This window comes from Lentzea sp. NPDC006480 (assembly GCF_040611995.1).
Taxonomy (GTDB): domain Bacteria; phylum Actinomycetota; class Actinomycetes; order Mycobacteriales; family Pseudonocardiaceae; genus Lentzea.
The window spans coordinates 1-3,674 of sequence record NZ_JBEXPJ010000314.1 but is presented as its reverse complement, the minus strand read 5'-3'; the positions used below and the strand labels follow the sequence as shown (position 1 = coordinate 3,674).

Below are 3,674 nucleotides of genomic sequence, written 5' to 3'. Positions count from 1 at the left end.
CGGGCACCGCGGCGATCTGGCTGTCCCGGCTCGACGGCTACCAGGTCGACAGCGTGCTGGCCACGCGGCCACTGCAGGTGCTACCCGTTTTCGGCCACACCGGGGACGCCGTGGCGCTGGCATTCGCAGGGTGAGATCGCGGCGGCGGCCGTTGCCGGGGCGTTGAGCCTGCAGGACGCGGCGCGCGTGGTGGCGTTGCGGTCGCAGGCGGTGGACGAGGCGTTGTCGCGGCGCGGCGGCATGTTGTCGGTGTCGCTGCCCGTCGACGAGGTGCGGCCGCTGATCGCGCGCTACGAGGAGCGGGTCGCGGTCGCGGCGGTCAACGGGCCGCGGTCGACGGTCGTCGCCGGTGAGGTCGAGGCGCTCGCGGAGATCGTCGCCGAGTGCGTCGAGAACGAAGTCCGGGCGCGGATGATCGCGGTGGACTACGCGTCGCACACGCCGCAGGTCGAGGCGATCCGTGAGCGGGTGCTCAGCGATCTCGCGGGCATTGAGCCCCGCACGAGCACGATCGCGTTGTACTCCACGGTCACCGGCGAGCCGATCGACACCACGATCATGGACGCCGGCTACTGGTTCACGAACCTGCGGCAGACGGTCGAGTTCCAGAACGCCACGAACGCCTTGCTGCGCGACGGTTTCCGGTTCTTCGTCGAGCCCAGCGCCCACCCGGTGCTGACGATCGGCGTCGAGCAGACCGCCGCGGAGACCGACGCCGTGGTGCTCGGAACGCTGCGCCGCAACGAAGGCGGGCCGAAGCAGCTGCTCACGGCGCTCGCCCAGGCTCACGTGAGCGGGCTGAACGTCAAGTGGGACTTCAGCGGCGGCAAGCTGGTCGACCTGCCGACGTACGCGTTCCAGCGGCAACGGTTCTGGCCCGCCGGGCAGGTCCGCTCCGGCGATCCGGCCGGGCTCGGACTCAGCGCGGTCGAGCACCCGTTGCTCGGCGCGGCGGTCAGCGTCGCGGGCGGCGAGGACGTGCTGTTCACGTCGAGGCTGTCGGCGCACTCGCACCCGTGGCTGAAGGATCACGCGGTCAGCGGCGCGGTCCTGTTGCCCGGCACGGCTTTCGTCGAGCTCGCGGTCAGGGCCGGTGACGAGGTCGGCTGCGAGAAGCTCGACGAGCTCACGATCTCCGCGCCGCTCGTGCTCGACGGATCGGTGCAGCTGCAGGTCGCGGTGCGGGGCGAGGAGAACAGCCGGGCGGTCGCGATCTACTCGCGCACCGACGACGACGCGCCCTGGATCGAGCACGCTTCCGGCACGCTGTCGAGCGGTAGCACTGCCAGTGACTTCGACGCGACGGCGTGGCCGCCGAGCGCGGAAACCGTTGACGTCGAGGGAGCTTACGAGCGGTTCGCGGACATGGGCTTCGAGTACGGGCCCGCGTTCCAGGGACTGCGCGCGGTGTGGCGGGACGGCGACGACGTCTACGCGGAGGTGGCGACCACCGAGGACGCCGCGGGATTCGGACTGCACCCGGCGTTGCTGGACTCCGCGCTGCACGCCGCGTTGCTCGCGAAGGACGGCGTTGGGCTGCCGTTCTCGTGGGAAGGCGTGTCGCTGCACGCCACGGGCGCGACGGAGCTGCGGGTCCGGCTGCGTTCCCACGGGGACGCCATGGAGATCGCGCTCGCCGACACCACTGGTCAGCCGGTTGCCACGGTCGAGTCACTCGTCGTGCGGCCGGTCGCGTTGCCGCAGAACGAGGTCGACCGCGACTCGCTGTTCCGGATCGAGTGGACGCCGGTCGCACTGCCTTCGGAAGCAGCTGAGAACGTGGTCGTCGAACACGTCGTCGGCGACGGCAACGTCATCGAGTCGACGCGGGCCCTGACGTCTCGGGTGCTCGCCAAGCTGCAGGAGTGGATCACCGGCGAACGTGCCGAGCGGCTCGCTTTCGTGACGCGCCAGGGAGATCTGGCCGGGCAGGCCGTGTGGGGGCTGGTGCGGTCGGCGCAGACCGAGCACCCCGGCCGGTTCGTGCTGGCCGACATCGACGACGACGCCGTTCTGCCGCAAGCGCTCGCCACCGACGAACCGCAGCTGCGCATCAGGCAGGGACAGCCGCAGGCACCGCGCCTCACCCGTGCGGCGGCCGCGCGGGAGGTCGTCTGGGATAGCCCGGTGCTGATCACCGGTGGCGGCGGGCTCGGCGGCGTGATCGCGCGGCACCTCGTCGCCGAGCACGGCGTCACGGAGCTGATCCTGGCCAGCCGGAGCGGCAGGAAGCCGGACTGGGAGGTCGACGCGACCGTCAAGGTCGTCAAGTGCGATGTCAGTGACCGCAAGGCGTTGCAGCGGCTGTTGAAGAAGCACACCGTCAAGTCCGTTGTGCACACCGCGGGCGTGCTGGACGACGGCGTGATCGAGTCGCTGACACCCGAGCAGTTCGACACCGTGCTGCGGCCCAAGGTCGATGCCGCGTGGCACCTGCACGAGTTGTTGCCCGAGGCCAGGATCGTGCTGTTCTCGTCCGCCGCCGGCATTCTCGGCGGTGCGGGACAGGGCAACTACGCGGCGGCCAACGCGTTCCTCGACGCGCTCGCCCAGCACCGGCCGAACACCGTGTCGCTGGCCTGGGGCACCTGGGAAGCGACGGTCGGCCTCACCGGTTCGCTGACCGAGGTCGACCGGGAACGCCTGGTGCGCGCGGGAATGCCGCCGATCACCCCGGCGCAGGGAACCGCGTTGTTCGACGCGGCCCTGGCGAGTGGCGACGCGGTGGTGCTGCCGGCACGCCTCGACCTCGCGACGTTGCGGGCACAGGGAGAGGTTCCCTCGTTGCTGCGCGGCCTGATCCGCACTCGCGCGCGCCGCACGGTCGCCGGTTCGGACGCCGCGACCGGACTGGCCGCGAAGCTGCGTCCGCTGGGCGAGACCGAACGTCTCGACGCGTTGCTCGACCTGATCCGCGCGCAGGTCAGCGCGGTGCTGGCGCTGGAGGGCTTCGACGCGGGGCGGGCGTTCCGCGACCTCGGCTTCGACTCGCTGACCGCGGTCGACCTGCGCAACCGCCTCACCGCGGTCACCGGCCTTCGGCTGCCAGCGACGCTCGTGTTCGACTATCCGACCGCGCACGTGCTGGCGGCGTTCCTCCGCGACGAGCTGTTCGGGGCGGATGATGTGGTTGTCGCCACGCGGACGGTCTCCAGCGACGACGACCCGATCGTCGTGGTGGGGATGGCCTGCCGGTTCCCCGGCGGGGTGTCGACGCCCGAGGACCTGTGGCGGCTGGTGCTCGACGGCGCGGACGCGATCTCCGAGTTCCCGTCCGACCGCGGCTGGGATCTCGACTCGTTGTTCTCCGGCAACGACATCGGCACCTCGGCGACGCGGCTCGGCGGCTTCCTGCACGACGCGGGCGAGTTCGACCCGGCGTTCTTCGGGATGTCACCACGGGAAGCGCTGGCGACGGACTCGCAGCAGCGCCTGTTGCTGGAAACCGCGTGGGAGGCCTTCGAACGCGCCGGGATCGACCCGGTCTCGTTGCGAGGCAGCGACACCGGGGTGTTCGCCGGCGTGATGTACAACGACTACGCGCAGCTGCTCGGCGGCGAGTTCGAGGGTCACCACGGCACCGGGTCGTCGCCGTCGGTCGCGTCCGGCCGAGTGTCCTATGTGCTCGGTCTGGAAGGCCCGGCCGTCACGATCGACACGGCCTGCTCGTCGTC

At 71.1% G+C, this 3,674-nt stretch carries 1 protein-coding gene; it reads left to right on the top strand.

What is annotated here, in order from left to right:
• Nucleotides 1-162: 162 nt before the first annotated feature.
• On the top strand, nucleotides 163-3,674 hold a 3,512-nt coding region (locus tag ABZX92_RS45400; protein ID WP_355572311.1), incomplete at its 3' end, for an SDR family NAD(P)-dependent oxidoreductase.